This window comes from Nostoc sp. CALU 1950 (assembly GCF_051172895.1).
In the GTDB taxonomy this organism is placed as follows: domain Bacteria; phylum Cyanobacteriota; class Cyanobacteriia; order Cyanobacteriales; family Nostocaceae; genus Nostoc; species Nostoc edaphicum_A.
The window spans coordinates 1-259 of the sequence record NZ_JBDNJQ010000482.1 but is presented as its reverse complement, the minus strand read 5'-3'; the positions used below and the strand labels follow the sequence as shown (position 1 = coordinate 259).

1 pseudogene is annotated in these 259 nt (G+C 38.6%); it reads left to right on the top strand.

From position 1 onward, the window contains the following. A pseudogene (locus ABF638_RS38495) lies at window positions 1-192 on the top strand (ISAs1 family transposase); the annotation flags it as partial. Between the last annotated feature and the right edge of the window lie 67 nt (window positions 193-259).

Genomic DNA, 259 nt, shown 5'->3' with positions numbered 1-259 from the left:
TTAGGACAAGTGAAAGTCGCCGATAAATCGAATGAAATTACAGCAATTCCTGCATTATTAGAATTGCTAGACTTAACAGGATGCGTTATTACAATTGATGCAATGGGTACGCAAACTGCAATTGCATCCCAAATTTTTAATGCGAAAGCGGATTACGTTTTAGCACTTAAAGCTAACCATCCTACGCTTCACTTCGGGAGCATATCAACTTTGTTAGAACAAAAGAACTAAGCAGGCTCTAAAGCTTGGCGTTGAGATA